25 protein-coding genes are annotated in these 26073 nt (G+C 61.0%); 8 read left to right on the top strand and 17 right to left on the bottom strand.

What is annotated here, in order from left to right:
- Position 1: 1 nt before the first annotated feature.
- The 3 genes from N2600_RS32655 to N2600_RS32645 are packed head-to-tail and all read right to left on the bottom strand — an operon-like array spanning position 2 to position 2332.
- A complete protein-coding gene (locus tag N2600_RS32655) occupies positions 2-727 on the bottom strand; it encodes an ABC transporter permease (RefSeq protein WP_162117611.1) in 726 nt (241 codons plus the stop codon).
- A gap of 12 nt (positions 728-739) precedes the next feature.
- Positions 740-1513 (bottom strand): transporter substrate-binding domain-containing protein, encoded by a 774-nt coding sequence (locus N2600_RS32650; protein ID WP_018070682.1) that lies wholly within the window; start codon positions 1511-1513, stop codon positions 740-742.
- 39 nt (positions 1514-1552) lie between these two features.
- A complete protein-coding gene (locus N2600_RS32645) occupies positions 1553-2332 on the bottom strand; it encodes an ABC transporter ATP-binding protein (protein ID WP_017968692.1) in 780 nt (259 codons plus the stop codon).
- 163 nt (positions 2333-2495) lie between these two features.
- Here N2600_RS32645 and N2600_RS32640 point away from each other — a divergent pair, with 163 nt between their 5' ends.
- From N2600_RS32640 to mctP, 5 genes are all read left to right on the top strand, one after another.
- The gene (locus N2600_RS32640) at positions 2496-2960 is read left to right on the top strand and encodes an Lrp/AsnC family transcriptional regulator (protein ID WP_003555489.1); all 465 of its coding nucleotides are present in this window, start codon (positions 2496-2498) and stop codon (positions 2958-2960) included.
- A 120-nt stretch (positions 2961-3080) separates the two neighbouring features.
- A complete protein-coding gene (mctS, locus tag N2600_RS32635) occupies positions 3081-4466 on the top strand; it encodes a sensor histidine kinase MctS (protein WP_260112034.1) in 1386 nt (461 codons plus the stop codon).
- Positions 4463-5107, top strand: coding sequence for a two-component system response regulator MctR (gene mctR / locus N2600_RS32630; RefSeq protein WP_017968690.1), 645 nt, complete (start codon positions 4463-4465; stop codon positions 5105-5107). The genes mctS and mctR overlap by 4 nt, the downstream gene beginning before the upstream one ends.
- A gap of 272 nt (positions 5108-5379) precedes the next feature.
- Entirely contained in the window at positions 5380-5577 is a 198-nt protein-coding gene (locus N2600_RS32625; protein WP_130689074.1) for a DUF3311 domain-containing protein, read from the top strand.
- Complete coding sequence (gene mctP / locus N2600_RS32620) at positions 5567-7042, top strand: sodium:solute symporter family monocarboxylate transporter (protein ID WP_260112033.1); 1476 nt, start codon at positions 5567-5569, stop codon at positions 7040-7042. The genes N2600_RS32625 and mctP overlap by 11 nt, the downstream gene beginning before the upstream one ends.
- Positions 7043-7132: 90 nt before the next feature.
- On the opposite strand, the gene N2600_RS32615 is transcribed toward mctP, so the two are convergent.
- The 13 genes from N2600_RS32615 to N2600_RS32555 all read right to left on the bottom strand — a co-directional run bounded on the left by N2600_RS32615 (position 7133) and on the right by N2600_RS32555 (position 21632).
- A complete protein-coding gene (locus tag N2600_RS32615) occupies positions 7133-9094 on the bottom strand; it encodes a HAMP domain-containing methyl-accepting chemotaxis protein (RefSeq protein ID WP_260299718.1) in 1962 nt (653 codons plus the stop codon).
- Between the two features lie 526 nt (positions 9095-9620).
- Positions 9621-10691 (bottom strand): LLM class flavin-dependent oxidoreductase, encoded by a 1071-nt coding sequence (locus tag N2600_RS32610; RefSeq protein ID WP_260299717.1) that lies wholly within the window; start codon positions 10689-10691, stop codon positions 9621-9623.
- A 62-nt stretch (positions 10692-10753) separates the two neighbouring features.
- Complete coding sequence (locus tag N2600_RS32605) at positions 10754-12127, bottom strand: LLM class flavin-dependent oxidoreductase (protein ID WP_260299716.1); 1374 nt, start codon at positions 12125-12127, stop codon at positions 10754-10756.
- 38 nt (positions 12128-12165) lie between these two features.
- Positions 12166-12915 carry an ABC transporter ATP-binding protein gene (locus tag N2600_RS32600; RefSeq protein ID WP_260299715.1) on the bottom strand — a complete coding sequence of 250 codons (750 nt, stop codon included), beginning with the start codon at positions 12913-12915 and terminating at the stop codon, positions 12166-12168.
- Complete coding sequence (locus N2600_RS32595) at positions 12891-13781, bottom strand: ABC transporter permease (protein ID WP_260299714.1); 891 nt, start codon at positions 13779-13781, stop codon at positions 12891-12893. The genes N2600_RS32600 and N2600_RS32595 overlap by 25 nt, the downstream gene beginning before the upstream one ends.
- A 34-nt stretch (positions 13782-13815) precedes the next feature.
- Positions 13816-14841 carry an ABC transporter substrate-binding protein gene (locus N2600_RS32590; RefSeq protein WP_260299713.1) on the bottom strand — a complete coding sequence of 342 codons (1026 nt, stop codon included), beginning with the start codon at positions 14839-14841 and terminating at the stop codon, positions 13816-13818.
- Positions 14842-15165: 324 nt separating this feature from the next.
- Positions 15166-15504, bottom strand: coding sequence for a hypothetical protein (locus tag N2600_RS32585; RefSeq protein WP_222280595.1), 339 nt, complete (start codon positions 15502-15504; stop codon positions 15166-15168).
- 96 nt (positions 15505-15600) lie between these two features.
- Positions 15601-16698: an ABC transporter substrate-binding protein gene (locus N2600_RS32580; protein ID WP_222280596.1), complete on the bottom strand. Its 1098-nt coding sequence runs from the start codon at positions 16696-16698 to the stop codon at positions 15601-15603.
- A gap of 51 nt (positions 16699-16749) precedes the next feature.
- Positions 16750-17790 carry an ABC transporter permease gene (locus N2600_RS32575; RefSeq protein ID WP_017968678.1) on the bottom strand — a complete coding sequence of 347 codons (1041 nt, stop codon included), beginning with the start codon at positions 17788-17790 and terminating at the stop codon, positions 16750-16752.
- An 18-nt stretch (positions 17791-17808) separates the two neighbouring features.
- Complete coding sequence (locus N2600_RS32570) at positions 17809-19305, bottom strand: sugar ABC transporter ATP-binding protein (RefSeq protein WP_170281792.1); 1497 nt, start codon at positions 19303-19305, stop codon at positions 17809-17811.
- 108 nt (positions 19306-19413) lie between these two features.
- Complete coding sequence (locus tag N2600_RS32565) at positions 19414-20307, bottom strand: NAD(P)-dependent oxidoreductase (RefSeq protein WP_222384865.1); 894 nt, start codon at positions 20305-20307, stop codon at positions 19414-19416.
- 1 nt (position 20308) lies between these two features.
- Positions 20309-20854, bottom strand: a complete 546-nt coding sequence (locus tag N2600_RS32560; protein WP_260299712.1) for a gluconokinase — start codon at positions 20852-20854, stop codon at positions 20309-20311.
- A gap of 13 nt (positions 20855-20867) precedes the next feature.
- Complete coding sequence (locus tag N2600_RS32555) at positions 20868-21632, bottom strand: SDR family oxidoreductase (RefSeq protein ID WP_017968674.1); 765 nt, start codon at positions 21630-21632, stop codon at positions 20868-20870.
- Between the two features lie 135 nt (positions 21633-21767).
- Here N2600_RS32555 and N2600_RS32550 point away from each other — a divergent pair, with 135 nt between their 5' ends.
- Together N2600_RS32550 and N2600_RS32545 are read left to right on the top strand one after the other, a co-directional pair.
- Positions 21768-22709: a 2-hydroxyacid dehydrogenase gene (locus tag N2600_RS32550; RefSeq protein ID WP_260299711.1), complete on the top strand. Its 942-nt coding sequence runs from the start codon at positions 21768-21770 to the stop codon at positions 22707-22709.
- A 10-nt stretch (positions 22710-22719) separates the two neighbouring features.
- Positions 22720-23751: an L-idonate 5-dehydrogenase gene (locus N2600_RS32545; protein ID WP_260299710.1), complete on the top strand. Its 1032-nt coding sequence runs from the start codon at positions 22720-22722 to the stop codon at positions 23749-23751.
- A 75-nt stretch (positions 23752-23826) separates the two neighbouring features.
- On the opposite strand, the gene N2600_RS32540 is transcribed toward N2600_RS32545, so the two are convergent.
- The gene (locus tag N2600_RS32540) at positions 23827-24903 is read right to left on the bottom strand and encodes a LacI family DNA-binding transcriptional regulator (RefSeq protein ID WP_018070702.1); all 1077 of its coding nucleotides are present in this window, start codon (positions 24901-24903) and stop codon (positions 23827-23829) included.
- 225 nt (positions 24904-25128) lie between these two features.
- Between N2600_RS32540 and N2600_RS32535 the strand changes: the two genes are divergently transcribed.
- A complete protein-coding gene (locus N2600_RS32535) occupies positions 25129-26055 on the top strand; it encodes an SMP-30/gluconolactonase/LRE family protein (protein ID WP_170281796.1) in 927 nt (308 codons plus the stop codon).
- The last annotated feature ends 18 nt before the right edge of the window (positions 26056-26073 follow it).

The following is a 26073-nucleotide window of genomic DNA, read 5'->3' as shown; positions in this document are numbered from 1 at the left end:
TTCAGGCAAGGCGCGGCTGTCCCCGCCGTACCCGTCCCTCGATCAGTTTGAAGACGACGTTGGAAACAAGCGTGATGGCGAGATAGAGAAGGGCCGAAGCAAGGAAAAAGACGAAGTAATGCTTGGTGCTTGCCCCGGCAAGACGGGTGGCGAGCGCCAGTTCCTGGTAGCCGACGACGGCGACCAGCGCGCTGTCCTTGGTGACCGACATCCACAGATTGGCAAGGCCCGGCAGCGCGTTTGGCAGAAGCGCCGGCAGCAGGACACGGCGGAACCTCCGCACCGGCCCCATGCCGAAGGCTTTGGCGGCCTCGATCTGGCCGACGGGAATGGCGAGGATCGCACCGCGCAGCACCTCCGTCATGTAGGCACCCTGGACGAAGCCCAGCACGGCGACGGCTGCGACAAAGCCGTTCACATTGACCGGCGGCAGCTCCAACGCGGCGAGCAGCCGGTTGAGGCCATCGGTGCCGGCATAATAGAGCCCGACGATCAGGATCAACTCGGGAACGGCGCGGATCAGCGTGGTATAGAGATCGAGCAGCAGGCGCAGCATGCGGTTACCAGAGAGCTTTCCCAGCGCGCCGCCGGTGCCAAGCAGCAAGCCGATCGCAAAAGCGCAAGCCGAGATGGCGACCGTGGAGACCGCACCTGCCAAAAGGACGCCGCCCCATCCCGGAGGATAGGGAGACAGCAGGTCCAGAATACCTTGTTGCGCAGTCGCCATCGTTCCGGCTGCTTACTTTGCGCCGTAGATGTCGAAATCGAAGTATTTCTTGTTGATAGTATCATACTGGCCACTGGCACGGACGGCAGCGATCGCCGTGTTCAGCTTGGCCTTCAGCTCAGTGTCTTCCTTGCGCAGGCCGCCCGAAACGCCAGCGCCGAGAATCTCCTTGTCGTCGGCAACGTCGCCCATCTTGGCGCAGCAATCCTTGCCGCCATCGCTTTTGAGGAAAGCATCAAGCGCCAGTGAATCGCCGAAGACATAGTCGATACGGCCGGAGGCGAGGTCCTGAAACGCCTCATCGAGCGTCTGGTAGGTCTTTTCCTCGGCAGCGGCGGCGAAATACTTCTTGTAATATTCCGACTGGATCGTCGACACCTGGATGCCGATGGTCTTGCCTTTCACGTCCTCGGCAGTGGCGCCCGGCTTCTGGTCCTTGGGGCCGATCAAGGTGCTCGGCGTGTTATAATATTTGTCGGTGAAGTCGATCACCTTCGAGCGTTCCGCGGTGTTCGACATCGACGACCAGATCACGTCGAACTTCTTGCTCTGAAGAGCCGGAATGAGACCATCCCAGGAAATTTCGACGATCGAGCATTTCTCCTTCATCTCCTCGCACACAGCGTTCATCAGGTCGATCTCCCATCCCTGCCATTGGCCGGAGGCGTCCTTGGCGAAGAAGGGCGGATAGGATTCGTTCATGACACCGAAGCGGACTTCGGCCTGTGCGGTGACGGCGGAAAGCACGAGTGCCGCGCCGGCAAAAAGCGTGGGGAGCAGTTTCATTCGCAGGATTCTCCTGGTTTGTGTTGTCGATGATGCGCATCAGTGGGCGCTGAGGCCGGTGAACTCCCGGCAGCGGGCGCTGACCGGCGCCCCGAATATCTGCTCCGGCGGGCCTTCTTCCTCGATCCGTCCCTGATGGAGGAACAGGACACGGCTGGATACATCGCGGGCGAAGCGCATTTCATGCGTGACGATCAGCATGGTCCGGCCTTCTTCCGCGAGATCGCGGATGACCTTCAGGACCTCGCCGACCAGCTCCGGATCGAGCGCCGATGTCGGTTCGTCGAACAGCATGACAGCAGGGTCGACGCAGAGGGCTCTCGCAATCGCCGCGCGTTGCTGCTGGCCGCCGGAGAGGAAAGCGGGGTAGGCGTCGCGTTTATCGAAGAGCCCGACCTTGTGGAGCAGGGCCTCCGCCTTTTCGATGGCCTCGCGCCGTGAAATGCCCATGACGTGCACCGGCGCCTCGATGACGTTTTCCAGCACCGTCCGATGAGCCCAGAGATTGAAACTCTGGAAGACCATCCCCAGTCCGGTCCGTATCCGTTCGATCTGCCGCCAACTGCGCGGCTGCAGCCGGCCGCCCCGCCCCATCTTCAGCGCGATCTCCTCGCCGTTCACCGCGATGCGGCCGCGATCCGGCGTTTCCAGGAAATTGATGCATCTGAGAAAAGTGCTCTTGCCGGAGCCCGACGAGCCGATGATAGAAATCACATCGGACTTCTCGGCCTGCGTCGAGATACCCTTGAGAACCTGTTGCGAGCCGAAGCTTTTATGGAGATCTTCGACGCGAAGAGCAGGAAAGGGTTGATCTGGCATGCATGGTTCCGGCTGAGTTGAGCTTGCGAAGGATAATGATGAATTAACGCGGTTTTTTCCCGCAGTTTTCATCTATTCTGCATATTTTAGGCAAAATAATCTTCTTCATGCGGCAAGTACGGCAGAATGCGCGAATTGCTGCGGCGAGAACTAGGATTTGACAATGGAACAGCTCGATCGTTTTGACCGTGACATTCTCGATATCGTTCAGCGCGACTGCCAGCTGAAAGCCGAAACGATTGCCGAACGGATCGGACTGTCGGTGTCGGCCGTGCAGAGGCGGTTGAAGCGGCTGCGCGAGGAAGGGATCATCAAGGCGGAGGTCGCCGTCGTCGACCGCAAGGCGACGGGCACAGCGATGGTGTTCATCGTCGGGATGGAGATCGAGCGGGACAATTACGACGCGCTGGCGAAGTTCCGCCTCTGGGCGGAAAAGCAGGATCATATTCAGCAGGTCTATTATGTCACCGGTGCGGTCGATCTGATCGCGATCGTCACCGCCCGCGACGTCGAGCATTATGACGATATCGCCGCCCTGATCATGGCTGACAATCCGCAGATCCGCCGCATGCACACGAATGTCGTGCTGCGGGACGTCAAGCTCGGCCTGTTCGTGCCGCTGGACTAGCGCGGAGGCGATGCCCCGCCGGCATTGCTTCCCGCGCGACAGATGGGCAGCGACAAGCCGCTGGACTCGCATTTGACAAAGGGCATAATTCCCGGCGCAAATTCTCGGGAGGAATGATCGTTGACGTTACGACACCAGATCATCGCATTGGCGATCGTTCCGCTCGTCATTTCGATCCTTGCGATCACCACCTTCATCACCTGGCAATCGGCAAACCTTGCCAAGAACAGCATCGACACGTTCGAGCAGAACATGCTGAAGACCAAGGAAGCCGAGATCCTCAATCTGACCAACCTTGCCCTGTCCGCCATCCAGACGATCTATGACAATGCCGGTGCCGACAACGAAGCCGCCAAGCAACAGGTGGCGGCGATCCTGACTTCGCTCGACTACGGCAAGGACGGATATTTCTTCGTCTACGATTACGACGGCAACAACATCGTCCATCCGCGCCAGAGCTTCCGACATGGGCACAATTGGCTCGACCTCACCGATCCGGATGGCGACAAGGTCATTGCCGAGCTGATCGCCACGGCAAGAGCAGGCGGGGGCCTGCATCAGTACAAATGGCAGAAACCATCGACCGGACAGATCGCCGACAAGCTCTCCTTCGTTGTCAGCCTCGACAAATGGCACTGGGTCGTCGGCACCGGCGTTTATCTGGATGACGTCTTTGCCCAAAGTGCCACCGCCAACGCGGTTATGCGCGCCAACATAAAACGGACCTTTGTCATCGTCGCGCTGATCGCCGTGCCTTCGGTGCTTGTCGTTTTCACCACCTGCATGCTGCTGACGTTCCATGAGCGCCGCATGGCCGACAGCCGGCTCAAGCAGCTGACACAGCGGGTCATCGATACGCAGGAAGAAGAGCGCGCGCGGCTTGCCCGCGAGTTGCACGACGGCATTTCCCAAAATCTCGTCGGCGTGCGTTATGCGATGGACCTTGCCGGCCGCAAGGTCAGGACCAATGTCGACGATGCGGCTGTCACCATCGACCGCGGTGTCGAGGCGCTGAACGGCGCCATCAAGGAAATCAGGCGGCTGTCGCACGATCTGCGCCCGCGTGTGCTCGACGACCTCGGCCTGACGGCGGCGCTGGAGGCACTCTGCTATCATTTTGCCGAGCGGACGGGGATCGAGACGAAGATCGACGCTTCGAACTTCACCGACACGCTGAAGGCCGAAGCCAATACCGCACTTTATCGTGTCGCCCAGGAAGCGTTCAACAATGTCGAACGCCACTCGGGCGCCTCCAAGCTTGCGGTCAAGCTCTGGAGCGACGGCGGTCGGGCTCGCATGACGATCACCGACAACGGTACCGGCTTCGACGGCATTAAAGACGGGGTCTCCGGCAGATCAGGTCTCGGCCTGCGCAATATGCAGGAGCGGATGGCCCACTTCCGCGGCCTGCTGTTAATCAACAGTAGCGAGGCCGGCACGACGCTGACGGCGATGCTGCCGAAATCGGCCAATCTCCCCGCCGGCAAGCAGGCAGAAGCCGCATGACGGAACGCCCGAAAATCAGGGTGCTCTTGATCGACAACCATCCGCTGGTGCTGGATGGGTTGAAGGCCGTGCTCGAAACATTCGACCATATCGAAGTCGCCGGCACGGCGGGGCTCGCGCAAGCGGGGCTGGAGATCGGCCGGCAAGTTCTGCCGCAGGTCGTGCTGATGGACATCAACATGCCGAAGCTGAGCGGCATCGATGCGATCGAATTGTTCAGGAACGAACTTCCCCAGGCGCGGGTGGTGATGCTCTCCATGCATGACAGCCGCGAGTATATTTCCTCTTCGGTCATGCACGGCGCTGCCGGTTACATCCTGAAGGACGTTTCGACCGACGAGATCGTCTCGGCCATCGAGACCGTGGCGGGCGGGGGGACATATTTCTCCTCCGGCGTCTTCGACGCGCTGATGGGCGAACGCGCGGAGGAGGGAACCGATCCCCTGACGCCGCGCGAACGCGACATTCTCGGGCTGATCGTTGCCGGCAGAAGCAACAAGGAGATCGCCGAAACGCTCGGGATCACCTCCGCCACCGCGGAAACCCATCGCAAGAACCTCAAGAAGAAGCTCGGTATCGCCACTACAGCGGGCCTCATCCGCTATGCGCTCGATCACGGCATCGTCTCGAAAGTCGGATAAATTGCATCTACCCACTTCTGGGTAGGCCCCGGCATTTCAGCGCCGCCTCGATCTTGCGAGCTTAAAACCGGCGCCATAGGACTCCATCCACGGCTGGCCAAGTGCGAGCCGTTGGGAGGAATTCACATGCGTTATATCAGCTTCCGATCGGTCGGAAAACCTCGAGCGACCCAAGCTGGGCCTGCTGCGGCCGCCGGCTGACAGACCTGCCTTCCACGCCGACAACTGGAACATGGCGACCGCCGCCCGCGGCGCCTGAAAGGTATTCCGACATGGAAAAACCACGTAGCAAGGCAGCGCTCTGGCTGCTTGTCATTCCCTACATAGGTCTGCTCTGGCCGCCATTTTACAATGTCCGCGAGCCGTCTCTTTTCGGCTTTCCCTTCTTCTATTGGTATCAGCTTCTCTGGGTGCCGATCACCGCGACGTTGACCTGGATCGCCTATCGGAGCACCCGCCATGACGACTGACATCAACGGCACGGCGCTTGCCGTCTTCATCTTCTTTTTCGTTTTGGTCACGGTCATGGGCTTCGTCGCCAGCCGTTGGCGTAAGCCCGAGACACTGGCCCATATCGATGAATGGGGTCTCGGCGGACGCAACTTCGGCACCTGGATCACCTGGTTCCTCGTCGGCGGCGATTTCTATACCGCCTACACCGTGATCGCCGTCCCGGCGCTGGTCTATACCGTGGGAGCCTACGGCTTCTTTGCGCTGCCCTACACCATCGTCGTTTATCCCTTCGTCTTCATGGTCATGCCTGTGCTGTGGAAACGCGCCAAGGATTTCGGCTATGTGACGGCTGGCGACGTCGTCCACGGTCAATACGGATCGCGCGGTCTCGAACTCGCCGTCGCGGCAACAGGCGTCATCGCCACCATGCCCTATATCGCCCTCCAGCTCGTCGGCATGACGGCGGTGCTGAAGGCGCTCGGGCTGCATGGCGAGTTGCCGCTGGCGATCGCCTTTATCGTGCTGGCGCTCTACACCTACTCCGCCGGCCTGCGCGCGCCGGCGCTGATCGCCTTCGTCAAGGATATTATGATCTATATCGTCGTGATCGCGGCCGTCGCACTGATCCCATCGAAACTCGGCGGTTACGCCAACGTCTTTGCCTCGGCCGATGCGGCTTTCCAGGCCAAGGGTTCCGGCAACCTGCTGCTCGGTGGCAACCAGTATGTCGCCTATGCCACGCTCGCCTTGGGTTCGGCGCTCGCGGCCTTCATGTATCCGCATACGCTGACCGGCATCTTTGCCTCCAACAGCGGCAAGACGATCCGTAAGAATGCGATCATGCTGCCCGCCTATACGCTGCTGCTCGGCCTTCTGGCGCTGCTCGGCTATATGGGGCATGCCGCCAACCTGAAGCTCGACAGCGCCAATGACGTCGTTCCGACGCTGTTCAAGACGCTGTTTTCGGGCTGGTTCTCCGGCTTCGCCTTTGCGGCGATCGCCATCGGCGCACTGGTGCCGGCAGCGGTAATGAGCATCGGCGCCGCCAATCTCTTCACCCGCAATTTCTGGAAAGCCTATGTCGATCCTGACGTCAGCGATGCGGGCGAGGCGAAGGTTGCAAAGATCACCTCGCTCGTCGTGAAGATCGGTGCGCTTCTCGTCATCATCTTCCTGCCGACGCAATTCGCACTCGACCTGCAGCTGCTCGGCGGCATCTGGATCCTGCAGACGCTTCCGGCCCTGGTCTTCGGCCTCTATACCAACTGGTTCCGTGCACCCGGCCTGCTTGCCGGCTGGTTCGTCGGCTTCTGCGGCGGTACTTTCCTCGTCTGGGATGCCGGCTGGAAGCCTCTGCATCTGATTAGCCTCGGAGGCGAACCCTTCACCGTCTATACCGGACTGCTGGCGCTTGCAGCCAACATCGCCGTTGCGGTTGTTGTCAGTGCCCTGCTTCCGGTCAAGACTCCGGCTCGGGCATAAGATTCAAATGCGAAGGGCAGCAAACGCTGCCCTTCGCAAAATTATGCCGCTTTGGCGTTCCAGCATAGGCTGGAGGGAAATCAGGGCGACTTAAAATTCTTCCCAATCGCCGGCCAATGCTGCATTCCCGTTCGTCTGGAACGACTTACCTACCTTGGCAATCATCTGGCGGGCAGGCGAGGGCGCCGGTTGAGAACGGGGCGCCGCGGCAACGGGCTGCGAGGCGCGCTTTGGTGCCACTACTCCACCAATGTTGAACTGGCCCAGCAGCTGAAACAGCGCATCGGCTTCCTTGGCGAGCTTGTGGGCCGCCGCTGTGGCTGCTTCCACCATGGCGGCGTTCTGCTGCGTCCCCTGATCCATCTTGTTGACGGCGGTATTGATCTCTTTCAGCCCCGTCGCCTGCTCTTGCGAAGCGCCGACGATGGCCCCCACATTGCCGTCGACCTGCTGTACCTGCTCGGCAATCTCTTTCAGCGCCCTTCCGGTCTCGCCAACCAAGGCCACGCCGCTTTTGACGTGGCCGTTCGAAGCGTTGATAAGTTCCTTGATTTCTTTTGCCGCCTTGGCGGAGCGTTGCGCCAGCTCGCGGACTTCCTGAGCGACGACGGCAAAGCCCTTACCTGCCTCGCCGGCACGGGCGGCTTCGACGCCGGCATTGAGCGCCAGCAGGTTGGTCTGGAAGGCGATTTCATCGATGACGCCGATGATGCTGCCGATTTCGGTGGCGGAGGATTCGATCTTGCCCATGGCATCGACCGCATCCCGAACGACACTGCCCGACCGCTCGGCACTATCCTTCGTCTTGCGGACGAGCTGGCCGGCTTCCTGAGCCTTGTTGCTCGAGTCGGCAACGGTGGTCGTAATCTCTTCCAAGGCAGCGGCGGTTTCCTCGACCGAGGCTGCCTGCTGTTCGGTCCGCTTGGCGAGATCGTCCGAGGAGGAGCGGATCTCCTGTGCACCGGCAGCGATGGCGCTGGCGTTCTGGGCAACCTTCTGCATGGCGGCACGAAGCTTTTCGACCGCAGAATTGAAGTCGGCTCTCAGTTTTTCCAGAGACGGAATGAACGGAGTGCCAATCTGCTGTGTGAGGTCGCCGTCAGCCAGCGCCTGCAGCGCATCGCCAAGCTGGCCGACAGCCTTGTCCGTCTGCTCGGCGAGGGTGCGGCGTTCATCTGCATCCTGCTCGAGCCGATGCCGCTCCGACACAGCTCTCTTCGCCTCGGCGTCAGCTTCCCGTTCGGCCTTTGCCGAAATTGCGTCGCGCAGCCCTGCCACCGCCCGTGCAAGCTTGCCGATCTCGTCGCCCCGCGCTTCGAGGCGGCGATCACCGTTAAGATTGCCGTCCGCCATCGCTTTCAGCGAAAGCTGAAGTTTTGCCAGCGGGCCGACGATCGTGCGTGCGGTCACGGCGGCGGCAACCAGTGAAAGAACAGCCGCAATGCCAAGCGCGGTCAGCGCCAATGGCTTGAAGCCGCTTGCCGTGCTGCGAACCTCGCCACCAATCGATTTGTTCAGCGCTTCCTGATAGTCGATGAATTTGTTGATGGCGCCAAGCCAGGCAACGAAGGCCGGCCGAGCCTGTTCGAGCAGGATCTTGCGAGCGGCCTCGCCGTCGCCCTTCTCCTGCAGCGCAATGATCTGGGCGACCAGAGGATTGGTCTTCGCCTGGATGTCTGCAATCTCACCGAGAATGGTCTTTTCCTGTTCCGTCGCACCGGCCGGAGATGCAACCATATCCGCCATGCGCTTTTCATTCTCGGCGTAGGAGGCGGCCAGCTTTTCGATCAATGCCTCGGCGGTCTTCCGCTCATCGGCAGACGTCACCAGAGTGACGTCGCGGATGGCGATCGCCCGATCGTGCACGCTGCCGCGATAGTTGATGGCAAACCGCTGCTTCACGCTGTTGACGTCGTTGATGGTGCCAAGCTTATCGTTGATCTGCGCAACTTTTTCGGTCGAATAGATGGTCAAGCCGACCATCAGCAAAAGGAGAACGCTGAAGCCAAGCGCCAAGCGCGCCACAACTCCGAAACTCACGATATTCTTCATATGCACTCTCTCCTCGCGGTGAGGTTTGTTGGAAGGATGTCTCGACAGCCAGGATTGCTTGTCATATCTCATTCAAATGCAGAGCCTCGGTGTCTCCGAGTGCATCCGACAGGCACCTCGGTGCCCGGAATTGCGCTTGAGATACGGGACATCCGTCAAAGCAATAAAAGCCGATTTCGTACGAAATTCGGGTGCCTGACCCGCCCTCATGGCGAAGGTGACTATCCTCAAGAACGTCGCCCCGATATCTAAAAAATTAGAGTAATATATTTTAGAGAGTGTAAACGGAGCCGGCGGAGCAGGGCTATAGCGCTCTATTTGGATAGCATTTGCGCCTTTCGGATGGACAATTTGACGAGCGCTCTCCCGGTGGTTGCGAAATCTTCAACCTCCCCCCGCACAGCAAGGCTCTGCGGCTTGCCTGCGACTAGCCGACGCCGTTCTGGCATCGGCTAGTGATTTGCCGAAAGGTCTCGGCAGTTGGCATGAATTGCAGCTGCGGTGCCGCAGCTCTGGTGCTCCCGCCTCAGCTACGTAGCAGCGGAAGCAGCTGATCGCCCTGCCGCTTGATTTCGGAGAGATAGGGCGTGTCGGACAGCACGAAGTGGGTGATGCCGAGATCCTGGTATTTGCGCAGCGAGCGGGCGACGTCTTCCGCCGACCCGACCAGCCAGGTGGTGCCGGCTCCGCCGCCGCCGAATTTGCCCGGCGCGGTATAGAGGTTGTCGTCGAGGACGTCGCCGCGCTCGTGCAGATCGAGCAGCCGCTGCTGGCCGACGGCGAGCACCCGCTGGTGATCGTGCCAGCCGCTGCCCTTGCTTCTCGCCATCTCGGCGACCTTCGCCTCGGCGTCAGTCCATGCCTGTTCCGTGGTGTCGCGGACCAGCGTCGTGATCCGCAGGCCGAACTCCAGCGGCGGGAGGTCGCGGTCCAGCTCCCCGCTCAACGCCTTGAGCCGCGCGATCCGTTTGCGGACACCCTCGAGCGGCTCGCCCCAGAAGAGCTGGACATCGGCCTCGGTGGCGGCCACCCGCTCGGCCGCCTCCGAAGCGCCGCCAAAATAGAATTTGGGGTGCCAACGGTCGCCGCGGACCTGGATGTGCGGCACCACGGTGGAGTCAGCGACCCGGAAGTGCTCGCCCCCGAATGTGACGTTGTCTTCGGTCCACAATCTGCGGACCAGCCGCATGAACTCCTTGGTCCTGGCATAACGGTGTGCCTGATCTCCCTCGCTGTCGCCGTAGGCAGCCGGGTTGTCCTTGCCAGACACGATGTTGATCCGCACGCGGCCGCCAGTCAGATGGTCCAGCGTCGCCGCTGCGGAAGCGAAGTTCGCCGGTCGCCAATAGCCTGGGCGGATCGCAATGAGCGGCTCGAAGGTGGTGGTCCGGGCGGCGAGCGAGGCCGCAACGGTGAACGTGTCGGGGCGGCCCCAACCGGTGCCGATGAGCGCGCCCTTCCAGCCATGCTCTTCCAGCGCCCTTGCTTGGCTGGTCAGCGTATCCAGGCTGTTGTGGTTCTCGACGGCGGAATCACCGCGATGACCGGCTTTGACGTCGTTCGGAATATACCAAAGAAATTCGGAATTATTGCTCATGCGATGCTGCGGTTCTGTGTGTGATTGGAACAAAACGAGGGGGAGGAAGGCCCCTCTAGAGATCATACGGCTGCCTGCGCCTGCTGCTGCCCCGCCTGAACCACAAAGCCATTTGGCGGGCGTTGAAGGCCAAGGTTTTCCCGCAGCGTCGTGCCTTCGTATTCGTGCCGGAACAGGCCGCGCTTGCGCAGGATCGGGACGACCTGATCGACGAAATCGGTCAAAGCGGTGGGCAGGATCGGCGGCATGATGTTGAAGGCGTCGGCAGCACCGTTCTCGAACCAGCTTTGCATCGCATCGGCGATCTGCTCGGGTGTTCCAACCACCGTCCGGTGGCCACGAGCGGTGGCGACCGCCAGATAGAACTGGCGCAGCGTCAGATTGTTGCGCGATACCAGATCGGAAACCAGCTTGAGGCGGCTTTTGTTGAGTTCGGTATTATCAGGCAGGGGAGGGGCGGGATCGTCCAGCGAGTAGCCGGAAAGATCGACGCCCTTGTAGTGGCGCGCAAGGATATTCCAGGCGATGGAGGGATGAACCAGCGATTGGAGATGGTCGTAATTCGCCCGGGCTTCCGCTTCCGTGCCGCCGAGCACCGGGAATATGCCGGGACTGATCAGCAGTTCGTCCGGCCGGCGTCCGTAGCGGGCGAGCCGCCCTTTGACGTCGGAATAGAATTCTTGCGCATCCTCGAAGGTCTGGTTGGCAGTAAAGATCATCTCGGCGGTGCGGGCGGCAAGTTCGCGCCCCGGTTCCGATGCGCCGGCCTGCACGATGACAGGATAGCCCTGCACCGGGCGGCCGACGTTGAGCGGACCGGCCACCGAGAAGAACTTGCCCTTGTGATCGACGAGATGCACCTTGTCAGGATCGAGATAGACCCCGCTTTCCTTGTCGCGGATAAAGGCATCGTCCTCATAAGAATCCCACAGGCCCTTCACCAGATCGACGAATTCCTCGGCCCGCTCATAACGATCGGCATGGGCAGGATGGCCCGCGATTGAAAAATTCTTCGAAACATCCGCACCCGTCGTGACGACGTTCCAGGCGGCGCGACCCTTGGAAATATAGTCGAGCGACGCGAACCTGCGGGCGAGAAGGTAGGGGTCCTCGTAGGTCGTCGATGCCGTGGCGACGAAGCCGATATGTTTGGTCACCTGGGAGAGGGCCGCCCAGAGGGTCAGCGGCTCGAAATGCGCGCCCTGGGCGGTGCGGCGAAACGCTTCCGGGTCCTTGGCGCGGTCCCATCCCGCCGGACTGTCGGCGACGAAGACGAGATCGAATTTGCCGCGTTCGGCGATCTGCGCGAGCTCGCGGTAGTGATCGATATTGAGACCGGCATCAGCCTGCGCCTCGGGATGGCGCCAGGCGGCGATATGATGGCCGGTCGCCATGATGAATGCGCCAAGCCGCATTTGCCTTTTCGATGTGCTCATTGGCTTATCCCTAAGATCAAATTGAACTGTTGCTGATGTCAGGCGGCCTTGCGGCCCGGAAGCTCGACCCCGAGCCGGCTGAGGAGGTGGATGCGAAATTGCGCAAAGCGCGGACCGCCGTGATCGCGCGGCGTCGGCAGATCGATCCTGAGATCCTCGATGAGGCGGCCTTCATCGAGAACCAGTATGCGGTCAGCCAGCGAAATCGCCTCGTCGACATCGTGGGTGACGAGCAGCACGGCAGGACGGTGTCTGGCGCACAACTCCCGCAGCAGATCGTGCATTTTCAGCCGGGTCAGCGCGTCGAGCGCGCCGAACGGCTCATCGGCGAGAAGCAGGGCCGGTTCGCGCACCAGCGAACGGGCAAGAGCGACCCTCTGCTGCTCGCCGCCCGAAAGCTGGTTCGGCCACGCCGTTTCCCGGCCTTCAAGTCCTACCTCCGCCAAAGCCTTCCGTCCGGCTTCCTGGCCGGAGACGCCGGTCAAGCCGAGCGTGACGTTCTGAATGACGGTGCGCCAGGGCAGCAGACGGGCGTCCTGGAAAACCACCGAAAGGCTCTCCGGCGTCTCGAGGGTGCCGGTTCCCTCGACACCGTGATCCAGACCGGCAAGAGCCCTGAGGAACGTGCTTTTGCCGGAGCCACTGCGGCCAAGCAGGGCTACGAACTCGCCTGCCTCGATATCGAGATCGACGCCGTCGAGGATCGTCTTCATCGCAAACCGCCGTGCGAGATCTCGCACGTGGACGGCTTTGTTTGCGGGGTTCAGTTTGCCAGGGTGCGGCGCCATGAGAGGGCCCTCCGTTCGATGAGGCGGACGAGACCGTCCGAGATGAGACCGAGCAGCACATAGACCACCAGGCCGACGAGAATGACGTCGGTCTGCCCGTAATTGCGGGCAAGATCGATCATGTAACCGAGCCCGCTGGTGGCGTTGATCTGCTCGACCACGACGAGAGAAACCCAGCAAAGGGTGACGGCAAACCGCAGACCCAGAAGGAAACCCGGCAAGGCACCAGGCAGCACGACCTGAAGGATGAAGTCCTTCTGGCTCATCCGCAGGGTTTCGGCCAGTTCGACATAACGGCTGTCGATGCTGCGGAGCGCGTTGTGGGTGTGGATATAAATCGGCACGATCACGGCAAGCGCGATGGTCGTAACCTTCATGCTCTCGCCGATGCCGAACCACAGGATCAACAAAGGGATCAGGGCCAGCGTCGGTATCGCGCGCTTGATCTGCACCGGCCCGTCGATCAGGGCTTCGCCGATCCGCGAAAGGCCGGCGATCACCGCCAGGATCGTGCCGACCAGCAATCCGATGCTAAGGCCGAGCAGGGCGCGTGTCGCCGATGTCACGAAGTTATCCTGCAGGCGACCCTGCTCGATGAGCCTTACGAAAGCCTCGACCACCGTCCACGGCGCCGACAGGATCCGCGGGTCGATCCATCCGAGCGCCGAGCCAACGACCCAGGTCAAGACGAGCAATGCCGGCCCGATCTGCAATCCGAAAGGGATCGCCGGTCCGGGGCCTAACCTGCGCCGGGCACGGGGACCAGTGGAGCCAGCCGGTTTTACGAGGCGAGAACCTGCCCTCACAATTCGACCGCCGGACGACCGCGACAGTTTCGCCTCATCTGCATCCCAAGTAGTTGCCATGCTTCAAATCTCCTCTCCGAAGGGGTGTCGAGCGTTACTGGCTCTTGGCCAAAGCCGCAGCGCCGAGCTTCTCGAAGCGATTGTCGAAAATCTGCTCCACATCGAAAGGCTTGTAGCCGAGCTCGTCTGCCAGCAGGTCGATGGTTTCCTGGTGACGCTTCTTCACTTCGCTCCAATCGGCGGGAACGATCTGTTCGCCGGTCAGCTTGACGAGATATTCCCCGTCCTCCTGGCTGAGGCCCTGCTGGCCAACGTAATATTCCTTGATCCAGAGGCCCGGGTTGCGGTTCACCCATTCGGTGGCGCGTGCCCACAGACCGACATATTCGGCGAGAGCTGCCGCCTTGGCGGGATCGTCCAGAACCCATTGCGGCGCATAGAGATGGCTCGGATCGTCGCGCAGGCCATGCTCCACGAGGGTGGCGCCATCAGGTCCGTATTGGGTGATGTAGCGCCTGATGTAGACGCCGCCGAGCGGTGCGATGTCGACCTGCTTGCTCGCCAATGCCTTCGGGTAGACGTCGCTGGTGCTCGGCAGTTCCACCAGAGTGACGTCGCCGCTCTTCAAGCCTGCGGCATGGAGGGCACGCAGAACCAGCGTGCCCTGGGCCTGACCCGGGCTGAAGGCGATGCGCTTGCCGCGGAAATCCGCGAGCGTCTTGACGGCCGCGCCTGGCGCGATGCCGAAGCGGTAGATGGGATTGGCGATCGGGTCACGGCGTTCGCGATAGGCGATGTTGCGGACGGGCAGATTGTTCCAGTTGGCGAAGATCGAGGGGATCTCGGCCACCGATCCGACATCGAGCGCATGGGCGCGGAAAGCTTCCGACGTCTGCGGCCCGCCGCTGAGATTGGCCCATTTGACCTCGAAACTGAGCTCCTTGCCGAGGCCCGACACTTCGAGCGCTTTCTGCGTGACCGGATCGCCGATCGTCAGCACCGTGCCCGGCGGCACTTTGGGAAGCAGGGGAGCGTCTGCCTGGGCAGCCGCCGGACCGTGAATGGCACTGAGACCAAGCAGACTGAACAACGCAATTTTGAATGTCTTTGCCAATGTCATCGTCGATCTTCCCGTTTCCGATTGCTGATTGCAGGAGCGATGCACGGTAAGATGGAATATAATCCACCAAATCGATAGACTATTTAGTTTAATGAAAGTGGCGCTGAGGGAAAAATGTCCTCAAAAGTCGGGCAACCGGAACGATCGCATCCGGCGCGTCGGCACGAGAGTCGATGTATCCAGGCGTGAAAAAGCGCCTGGGACGTTCGTCCACGGCGCTTTACGGGGCCTTGTTTAACCCTGCTCTTGATAAAGGCTTGGCAGCAAACCGCAGTGACCGCCCTTCAGACGCCAAGCCGTCGCGGACGTCGGGATCGCCTTGTGTCAGGCGCTATGCGGCGCGTATTCGTTGGCCGAGAAGACGTGATGATGCACCTTGCCGGTAAAGAGCTGCAGGAGTTCGCCGGTGACCTCACGGCTCTGCGACCGCACATCGGAGAGAAGTGCCGCGTTCACTGCATCCATGTCGGGATAGCGAATGGCGAGCGCCATGGCATAGATCGGGGCGCCTTCGTCGCGCTCCATCCCGTCCAGCACCCGGATTTCCTCGGCGCCTGGAAATTTCGTCCAGAGAGGGACGAGCCGCTGCCGCACGAATTCGCGGAATTCCCCTTCTTTACCGGGATGGATTTCGCCTTCAAACAAAGCATAACGAATGATCATAGGTTCTCTTTTCCAAAACTCGCCGGAGCTGGATCGATGTTGGAGTGTTATCGTGAGATCGGGGCGTATCGATCGATACGCCCCGATCGGAAAGGGTTATTTGCCCCAGATTTTCTTGTATTGATCGCGATAGCCGTTGTCGGGATCGAAGCTGTTCTTCGGTCCACCGTCAAACTCGACGTTCTCACTGGTCACCACATGGAGCGGCGACACGTAGCCGGACCATGGAGCTTTCGCAAAGGCGCGGTTCAATTCGTCGACGAGCTGCCAGCCCTGGAGGTTGAGCGGCTCGGCGACCGTGACGGCCTGGAATTGCTTGGCGCGGATACGCTGATAGGCGCTCTCCGAACCGTCGCCGGCTGCGACGTTCACCGGTTTTCCGTCGCCGGCAATGCCGGCCGAGGCGAGCGAAGGTCCCATGAAGTCGTAATAGAGGTCGTTGATCGCCAGCGAATGCGTCCACTTCGCGCCATACTTCTGCAGAAGCGATGTGGTCAGCTGCGGCATGCGCTGAGAGGTTTCGGCGATCGGCGTGTCGACATATTCGAGCACGGTGCCACCGAGATCCTCGATCTCCTTCTTCATGCGATCGGCCTTGGCAATCGCGATCGCATAGGTGGAATCGGTAAAGATGATGACGCCCGGCTTGCCGCCGGCATCGGCAAAGGCCCAGTCCGCCGCCGACTTCGACACTTCCATCGCATCGGTGGTCACGTTTGCGAAGACACCGACGTCGGGAACCGGACCGACCGCCGAGGCAGCGTGCCAGGAAACCATCGGAATGCCGGCAGCCTTGGCTGCTTCCATCGCGGGCTTCTGCTCGACCGCGTCAAAGCCGTTGATGATGATGCCATCTGGCTTCAGCGCCATGGCCTGGCCGAACGCCGCGGTGCGCCCGCCGATCGAACCGGCGCCGTCAAGCGCCTTCACCGTCCAGCCGAGCGCGCCTGCAGCCTCCTGAACGCCATTGACCACGCCGAGGATGCCGCCGTTCTTCATATCGGCGGCCAGAATGACGATGTTCTTTCCGGCAGCGCCCTTGGGGCCGCTCGTCGGGCCATCCCAGGCGCTCACCTTCGAAGCATATTTTTCGACCACGGCCTTGGCGTCAGCCATTGAATCGGCCAATGCCGGCATGCTCAGCATAACGGCGACGGTTGCGACCGTTGCCTGCAATAATGTTCTGCGCTTCATGTTCACTCCTCCATTTTGTTTGTTATGAAATGCCGGGATGAGCCGGCATCCTCATTTGGATGCGGGTGTGATCCTCCTCACAGCTCCGCGCTTGCGCTGGGCGTAACCTGCTATGCCGATGGCAATCAGCAGGGTCACGCCGTTGAACAGCGGTTCGACGAAGAACGACCCGCCGAATTGCTGAATTCCTGATATTCCGACCGCCAGGATGATGACGCCGATCAAGGTGCCCCAGACGTTCACCCGTCCCGGCTTGATCGTCGTCGATCCGAGGAACGCGCCGACAAGCGCCGGCAGGAGATATTCGAGGCCGACGCTCGCCTGGCCGATGCGCAGCTTCGAGGCGAGCAGGACCCCGGTCAGAGCCGCGAGCAGCCCCGAGGTGACGAATGCGCCGATCACGAATTTGCGGACTGGAATGCCATTGAGGGCTGCCGCCTTCGGATTGGCGCCGATGGCGTAGAGGTAACGGCCGATCGGCAGGTATTCGAGCACGATCCACATGCAGATCGCGATCAGCAGCACGTAGAAGCCGGTGATCGGAAGGCCGAACAGCATGGTGCCGTTCAGCGCATAGAATCCCTCCGGCAGGACGCCGACCACCTGTCGCCCGCCGGTGTGCCAGAGCGCAAGCGCATAGAGGACCGTTCCGGTGCCGAGCGTCGCAATGAAACTGTCGATTTTCGCGACCTCGACCAGCAGGCCGTTGATGAAGCCCGTCAGAACACCGAGCGCGAGCACGATGACGACCGCAACCGGCCAGGGCAGGCCGTAGGCCGTCTGCAGGCTGATGGCGAGAATGTGCCAAAGTACGATTCCATAGCCGACGGTCAGATCGATGCGGCCCGATGCCATCGGGATCATCGCAGCCAGCGACAGAAGCGCGATGATGGCCTTGTCGGACACGATCGAGCGGACATTCAACAGGGTCGGGAAAGTATCGGGCAGAAGGATCGAGAAGATCACGATCAGACCGACGGTCAGGATCACCAACCCGTAGACCGGGATCAGGCGTCCGATTTTCTGTCCCGTGGACAGACCGGCCATTTCGCTCTTGGTCGGCTCCAGCGCCGTGGATTCAATGGATTGCATGGCTGTTCTCCCGATGGCTCAAGCGGCTTCCGATGCGGATGCGGCCGTGATGACCGCCTCCGTCGTCAGAGCGCTTCCAGTCAGTTCGCTGACGATTTTGCCGCGCGAGAAAACCAGCGCGCGGTGGCAGATATGGGCGATTTCCTCGAAGTCCGTCGACACCACCACAACCGCGAGACCGGCCTCGAGCGCCTGGGTGATCAGACGGTAGATCTCCGCACGCGCTCCGATATCGACGCCGGCGGTCGGATCTTCTGCGACCAGCAGCTTGCGGCCGGTCGCCAGCCAGCGGCCGACGACGACTTTCTGCTGATTGCCGCCCGACAAGGCCTCCACCGGCAGATCCGGGTCGTTTGGCCGCAGGCCGACGGAATGACCGATCTTATGGGCAAGATCGGCTTCGCCGCGCGGCGACAGGAAGGACAAAAGCCCACGTCCGACGGCTCCCGGATTGAGGTAGGTATTTTCCCGAATGGACAGCGACAGCGCCACGGATTCCTCCGTCCGGTCACGGGCGATCAATCCGATGCCCGACGCCATGGCCCGCCGCGGGCTGGAAAGGTCGGGGGCCTCGTCATGCAGCAGAACCGAGCCGTGGAAGGGCTCGCAACCGAACAGCGCGCGGCCGATCCGTTCCTGACCGGCGCCGCGCAATCCAGCCAGGCCCAGAAGCTCGCCCTCGCGGATATGGAACGATATCGGGCTCGTGCCGGCGCAAACGAGATCACGAACCTTGACGATCGCCTTGCCGGGCGTAATCGCCGTCTTGGAAAAGAGGCTGTCGCCGCTGCGACCGATAATCATCGTCACCAGCTCATCGGGGGTGGTCTCGCTGACGGGTTTCTGTCCCACCATGCATCCGTCGCGCAGAACGGCGACCCGATCAGCAATCCGGAAAATCTCGTCCAGCCTGTGGGAGACGTAGATCATCCCGACGCCGCGATCCTTCAACGGACGGATTGCATTGAACAGCCGATCGACTTCATCGGCGGGAAGGCTCGCCGTCGGCTCGTCGAGCACCAGCACGTCGGCTTCGACGGCAAGTGCACGGGCGATGGCGACAAGCGACTTTTCGGTGCGCGACAATGCCGACACCCGCGTCGTGGGGTCAAAGTCGCAACCGACCAGTTTCAAGGCTTCGTTGGCGCGCGCCTGCGTCCTGTTCCAATCGATGAGGCCGCGACGCATCGAGAAGCCCTGCGACAGGCCCATGTTCTCGCCGACCGTCATCCACTCGATCAAACCGAGATCCTGGTGGATGAAGGCAACCGGCTGCCGCTCGTTCGGCTTCGGGGGACGATGATGGTAGCTCTGGCCGCGAAACAGGATGTCGCCGGTATCGGGCTTGTAGATGCCCGCAAGCGTCTTGATGAGCGTCGATTTGCCGGCGCCGTTTTCCCCCAGCAGCGCCAGAATTTCCCCCTCGCGCAGATCGATCGAGACGTCCCGCAGCGCCTGCGTGCCGCCGAAGCTCTTGGTGATCGACTGGAACTCCAGCAGTCTCTTGGCTTCCACTGTGGCTCCTCCCAAAGCTGCGGTTGTTATTGATCGTATGTTATCGATAACATTTGTGGATGGTCAAGTGGAAAGATGACGATCTCGAATTTCTCGGCGAGATTAATGTCAGCCGGCCTGAAATCCGTCGAGAAGACGCATCATCTCGGCAGAGTCCTTCGGCCCGAGGCCGGCGGCGCAGAGCAGGCGGTGAATCTCGACCACGGAGCCGGTCATCGGCAATGGCGTCTTAGTCTTCAGCGCGAAGGCCTGAAGCGAATCCAGGTCCTTCAACATGTTGTCGATTCTGCCTGTCGGCGAGAAATCCCGGGTAGCGAATTTTGCCATGAATTCCTGCATTATCCGGTTATCAGCCCTGCCGCCGGCAAGGGCAGCCGGAATGGCGGCCGGATCGACGCCGCCGGCTTCGGCGAGCTTGACCGCCTCCGCGACGGCCTGAAACAGCACGGCGCAAAACAGCTGATTGATCAGCTTCGTCGTCTGCCCCGCGCCGGATGCACCCATCAGCGTGTAATTGGCGGCAAGATGCCGCATCACCACGCGCGCCCGTTCGAAATCCCCAGCGCTGCCGCCCGCCATGATCGTCAGGCGTCCGCTGAGCGCACCTGGCACGCCACCGGAGAGCGGGCAATCCACCCATGCCATGCCGGTTTCCCGACGCAGCCGTATCGCCATGTCGGCCGTGTCGGCCGGGTCGATCGACGACATGTCGATCAGCACCTTGTCGGCATTTGCAGCCGCGGCAACACCTTTGTCGCCGAAGACGACAGCGCGGACGATATTTGCGTGATTGAGGCTCAGCACACAAAACGCCGACCGTGAGACCGCTTCCTCCACGGAGCCGGCCGCGCGCGCGCCCTTGGCCTCCAAAGCCGCAACTTTTTCGGTATCCAGGTCGAAGACCGATACCTTATGCCCGGTTTCGATCAATCGCGTGACGATCGCCGTTCCCATGATGCCGGCACCGATGACGGCGACATCTGCTCTGTAGTCATCCTGCATGTTAATCTCCTCCCTTGACGGCCATGCCGCTCAGTTCCTGGCAAGCCAGCGCCACAATATCATCCAACGCATTATCGATCGCCACCGTCACCACACCAGCTTCACCGGTCGGCGGCTCCAGTGTTTGCAGCTGGCTGTCGAGCAGCGACGCCGGCATGAAATGGCCCTGGCGAGCCTGCATCCGCGACAGCAACAGGTCGCGGGATGCTTCGAGGAAAACAAAGGCCAGGCGCCCGCCCGCTGCCTGTCTTAGCCTGTCGCGATAGCTTCTCTTCAGCGCCGAACAGGAAATCACCAATCCTTGCGACGTTTCTTGCGCGGCCCTTATTTCCTGACCAATCCGGTCGAGCCAGGGCAGGCGGTCGTCGTCAGTAAGCGGTATGCCCTGTGCCATCTTCTCGACATTTCCTGCGGGGTGGAGTTGGTCGCCCTCCAGAAACAGCATGCCGTTTCGAGCGGCGATATGCTCTCCAACCGAGGATTTGCCGCAGCCGCTGACGCCCATGACGACAATGGCCAGAGGCGATGTCTTTTGCTCGAAGCCCATGGTCTCGTCTCTATCAGAGGCTGGTCGTGATGCCGCCATCGACATAAAGCGTGTGCCCGTTGATAAACGACGAGCCGCGGCCCGACAGGAAAACGGCGGCGCCCACCAATTCCTCGACATTGCCCCAGCGTCCGGCCGGCGTCCGCTTCTCGAGCCAGGACGAGAACTCGGGATTGTCGACAAGCGCCTGGTTGAGCGGCGTCTTGAAATAGCCCGGCGCAATCGCGTTGATCTGCAGGCCGTACTTGGCCCAGTCGGCGCACATGCCGCGGGTCAGATTGCGCACCGCGCCCTTGGTCGCCGTGTAGGGAGCAATGCCGGGACGGGCGAGCTCGCTTTGCACGGAGGCGATGTTGATGATCTTGCCCTGTCCGCGGGCGATCATGGGTTTGGCCGCTGCCTGGCCGACGTAGAACACGCTCGAAATATTGGTGGTCAGCAGCAGCTCCCATTTGTCCGCCGGAAAATCTTCCAGCGGCGTGCGAAACTGCATGCCGGCATTGTTGATCAGGATGTCGAGCGGTCCGATATCAGCTTCGATCGCGTCGATGCCTTCTTTAGCGGCATCTTTGCTGGTCACGTCGAAGATCGCCGCATGGGCAGACAGGCCTTGATCCTTGAGGCTCTCGACCGCGCGTTTGACGCTTTCGGGCGTGCGGCCATTGATGATCACCTCGGCGCCATGCTGCGCCAGGCCTTCGGCCAGGGCATAGCCGATCCCCTGGCTCGAGCCGGTGATCAGGGCGCGCCGTCCGGTAAGATCAAACAAGTTCTTCATGCAAATCACTCCTCCGGTCTCTCCGCGGGCAACGGCTTGCGCTGCCGCTGACGGTGAAACTCACTTGACATCCCTTTTCCGAATTATATGTTATCGATAACATAATCAACTGTCAAAATGCGGGATGGAAACGGAATGCCTGAGGTAGAAATCTTGATGGCCGGAGCCTATCCGGAATGGGACATGGTGGATCTGGAGGCGACCTACCGAATCCATCGCCTATGGGAAGCGACCGACCGGCAGGAGCTGATCTCCAGGGTCGGCAAGGATATCCGCGCCATAGCGACCCGTGGCGAACTCGGAGCGTCCGCAGAGCTGATGGCGCAATTGCCGAAACTGGAAATCGTCTCCTGTTACGGCGTCGGCACCGACGCAATCGACTTGTCCTATGCCCGCGCCAACGGCGTTCGCGTCACGAATACCCCCGATGTGCTCACCGAAGATGTCGCCGATATCGCCATCGGACTGCTGCTTGCCACGGCAAGGCAGATCCCGCAGGCCGATGTTCTTGTGCGCTCCGGCCAGTGGGGCAGTGTCGCCATGCCGCTTGTGACGCGCGTCTCGGGCAAGAAGGTGGGGATCGTCGGCATGGGCCGGATCGGCAAGGCAATCGCCAAGAGGGCTGCCGCGTTCGGCTGCGACATCTCCTATTTCGCTCGCAATGACCACACGGATGTTGCCTACACCTACGAGCCCGACCTGATCGCGCTTGCGGATTGGGCCGACTTTCTGATCGTCATCGTCCCCGGCGGGGAGGCGACCATGAAGATCATCAATGCTGAGGTGCTTAAGGCGCTCGGCCCGAATGGCATCTTGATCAACGTCTCCCGCGGGACCACCGTCGACGAAGAAGCGCTGATCGCAGCCCTTCGAGACCGCACCATCCAGGCGGCCGGCCTTGATGTCTTCCTGAACGAACCCAAGATCGATGCCCGTTTCCTGACGTTGCAAAACGTCGTGTTGCAGCCCCATCACGGCTCTGGCACTGTCGAGACCCGAAAGGCCATGGGCCAATTGGTCAGAGACAATCTCGCTGCGCATTTTGCAGGTCGCCCGCTTCCAACTCCCGTCGTGTGAGGGTCCCGATATGAAAGCCATCGTCATTCATGCCGCCAAGGATCTGAGGATCGAAGATCGCGAGCCGGAGGTTGCGGGCGCCGGGCAGGTGGAGATTGCCATCGAAGCCGGCGGCATCTGCGGTTCGGACCTGCATTATTACAATCACGGCGGTTTCGGCACCGTTCGCCTGCGCGAACCGATGATCCTCGGCCATGAGATCGCCGGCACGGTCAAGGCGCTGGGTTCCGGCGTCGCCGATCTTGCCGTCGGAGACCGTGTTGCTGTTTCCCCGAGCCGGCCGTGCAACCATTGCCAATATTGCCTGAAAGGACAGCAAAACCACTGCCTCAACATGCGGTTTTACGGCAGCGCCATGCCGATGCCGCATATTCAGGGTGGCTTTCGCCAGCGGCTGGTGGCGGAGCGTTGGCAATGCCATAAGGTCGCAGACGGCATTTCCATTCACGAGGCCGCCTTTGCCGAACCCTTTGCGGTGACGCTGCATGCCGCAAACCGCGCCGGCTCGCTGCTCGGCAAACGGGTGCTGGTCACCGGTTGCGGCCCCATTGGGATGTTGGCGATCGTCGCGGCGCGCGTTCTCGGCGCCCGCGAAATCGTCGCGACCGACGTGACCGACAGCGTCCTGGCCATTGCCCGCACCAGCGGCGCCGATCGAACGATCAACGTTGCCACCCATGCTGCCGACCTTGCGGCTTACAGCGCTGACAAGGGATACTTCGATGTCATGTTCGAGGCGTCAGGCAATGAGCGGGCGGTGCGGGCGGGCCTGGAGACGCTTAAGCCCCGCGCCATTCTCGTGCAGCTCGGCCTTGGCGGCGATGTTTCCATTCCGCAGAACATGATCGTGGCGAAGGAAATCGAGATGCGCGGGACATTCCGTTTTCACGAAGAATTTGCGCTCGCCGTCGAACTGATCAACGCGCGTCGCGTCGATCTGAAGCCGCTGCTGACAGGTGTTTTCGGGATCGAAGAAGCCGTTGCCGCCTTCGAATTGGCAGGCGACCGCAGCAAGTCCATGAAAGTGCAGATCGCCTTCTGACCGAGTGCATCATCCCTGCAGCCATTCAAAGTGCTACAGCGCCGCGCATCTGAAAAGACGCGCGGCGCTGTAATCTCAAGCGGTTGGCGCGCCGTTGCGGTCCGTGCTTTCGCGCAAGACGACCTTGTAGCCCGTCAATGTGATCTCATCGCCGGTCGCCTCGCCTGTATGGAGGGTATCCAGCAGGCGGGCGGCGGCCTGGCGACCGATGCCATAACAATCCACATTGATGGTGGTAATGCGCGGATGACAGATGGACGAGATCTCGTAATCGCCGAAACCGGCAACGGCGATGTCCCGCGGAACCTTCATTCCCCGGCGCGTGCATTCCATGATGGCGCCGAAAGCGGAAAGGTCGGAAACGCAGAGAACCACTTCCGTGTCCGGCCAGCGCTCCAGCAGGCTGACGATTGCCTGGCCACCCTGTTCCATGGTGATGGGCGGCACGCCGAAGGAAATCATCCGTCCCGGTCCGAGGCCCAATTCTTCGACAGTCTTCTGGAAACCGCTTCGTCGCTGGCTGCCGCGCGTATCGCGCGCCGTCGTTCCACCGATATAACCGAATTTCCGATACCCTTGACCGGCAAGTGTCCGCACCAGCAGGGACATCGCCTCACTGTTGGAAAAGCCGACGACCTGATTGATCGGATCTTCCGGAAGTTCCCAGGTCTCGACAACGGGAATGCCGGCTTTTACGAGCATCCGCCGCGCGCGCGCCGTGTGCGAACCACCCGTCAGGATGATGCCTTCGGGGCGGCGGCGCAGCATCGCCTCGATCAGCTCTTCCTCTTTCTCCGCCGAATAGTCGGTATAGCCGAGAAGGAGTTGAAGGCCGGTATTCTGCAGCGCATCGGTCATGCCGCGTGCGGTGTCGGAGAAATTCGAATTATTGATCGAGGGCACCAGGGCGGCGATGAAGCCGCTCCGCCTTGACGAAAGGCTGCCGGCAGACAGATCGAGCACATAGCCGAGGGCGTCGACGGCTTCCATGATGCGCTTCCGGGTTTCCTCGGAAACGCTCGCATCCTGGCGAAAGGCACGTGAAACGGTCATGGCAGAGACGCCGACATATTTGGCGACCTCCGCCATCGTCAGCTTTTGCGCGTCTCCCGGCTTGAGACGCTTGTCTTTCGGCTCATCCTCGTTTTTCACTGGTCTCCGCTTTCACAAAGCTTCCGAGTTGGGCAATTCAAGACACGATAAAGTTATCGCTATCATCGTACAATCGTTATTATTGCACCAATGCACCATTCCAAAGTCCAAGAACCAAGATTCCTGGGGTATTTTCGCAAGGGTCGGCAAATCGCCATCTGTACGAAGCCCTCAAAACGCGACAAAATGATATCGATAACAATTTGAAGGAAACGGAGGAGCATCATGTTCGGGCAAATTGACGGTACGGGGTTCGAGGTCCTCGACCCGCGTTTTGAAAACTGCTTCGTCGGTCACGCCCGGATCGAACGGCTTTGGACGGGCGGCCGCTGGCTGGAGGGACCGGCCTGGTTTGCCGCCGGGCGCTATCTGGTTTTTTCGGATATCCCCAACAACCGCATGATGCGCTACGACGATACCAGCGGGCATACATCGGTCTTCCGCTCGCCCAGCAACAATTCGAATGGCAACACGGTCGACGATCAGGGCCGGCTGATCACCTGCGAACATCTGACGCGCCGTGTCACGCGCACGGACTTCAACGGCAAGATCACCGTTCTGGCCGATCAAATTGCAGGTAAACGGCTCAATTCTCCAAACGACGTCACCGTCAAGTCCGATGGGACCATCTGGTTCACCGACCCAAGCTACGGCATCCTCCACGACTACGAGGGCGACTACGGCGAGGCGGAAATCGGCGGATGCCACGTCTACCGGCATGATCCGGCAACAGGTACGACCGATCAGGTGACCTCCGATTTCGTCAAGCCGAATGGACTGGCTTTCTCCCCGGATGAGATGCTGCTCTACGTCGTCGACACCGGGGCAACGCATCTGCCCGGCGGTCCGCGCCACATCAGAAAGCTCGCGGTCTCGAATGAGGGAAGGTTGAGCGATCTCGGCGTTTTCGCAGAATGTACCTCAGGCCTGTTCGATGGTTTTCGCGTCGACCGGAAAGGCCGGATATGGACGAGCGCCGGCGACGGTGTGCATGCCTATGATCCGGATGGCACTTTGATCGGCAAGATCCAAATTCCCGAGGGCGTCTCCAACGTCACTTTCGGCGGCGAGAAACTGAACCGTCTCTTCATCACTGCAAGCACGTCTCTCTACGCTGTTTATCTCACCGCCAACGGATCGAGACCGGGATGATCACTCAGCAGAGGCCGC

Origin of the sequence: Rhizobium sp. WSM1274, assembly GCF_025200775.1 — a bacterium.
Taxonomy (GTDB): Bacteria; Pseudomonadota; Alphaproteobacteria; order Rhizobiales; family Rhizobiaceae; genus Rhizobium; species Rhizobium leguminosarum_I.
Note: the sequence above shows the minus strand (reverse complement) of the source record. Positions and strands in the feature narration are given on the sequence as shown.